Annotated in this window: 1 protein-coding gene; it reads left to right on the top strand. The window is 47.1% G+C overall.

The features are described 5' to 3' along the window. Positions 1-59 precede the first annotated feature (59 nt). On the top strand, positions 60-463 hold a 404-nt coding region (locus RM704_RS45745), incomplete at its 3' end, for a zonular occludens toxin domain-containing protein (RefSeq protein WP_498076450.1).

Genomic DNA, 463 nt, shown 5'->3' with positions numbered 1-463 from the left:
ATATATTCGTCCGCAACCTTGTTTCAAAGCATGTACACCTTGAACGCAAGGCAATCGGCATGAAACAGTATTATTGGTATAAATGCGTAACCTCGTTGGACAATCCCGCGGGCGTAAGCGGCGTAGAAGCCGCAAATTGGAAACCGCCTAAAGAAGCCTTCAAATACTATAAATCATCAAGCCGGCACCAAAAGTTCAAGAAAAAAGTGCCTTGGGCGGTTTGGGCGTTGATTGCGGTTGTAGGGTTTGTAGGCTGGAAAAGTTACGGCATGTTTCAAGTTTACAGCAAAGCCACAGACAGCCGGATTGAGCAGGAAGCGCAAAAAGAAAGCGTTGTGCAGACGATGACGGAGCAGACGGCATCATCAGAAACAGCGCCTTTTGAGCATTCCGACAATCTGAAACCTGAAGACTTTGTGCCGACTTTGCCCGAAAAGCCCGAAAGCAAGCCTATTTATAACAC

This window comes from Streptomyces gottesmaniae (assembly GCF_031845845.1).
Classification (GTDB): Bacteria; Actinomycetota; Actinomycetes; order Streptomycetales; family Streptomycetaceae; genus Streptomyces; species Streptomyces akebiae.
This window is presented reverse-complemented; position numbering and strand designations above follow the sequence as displayed.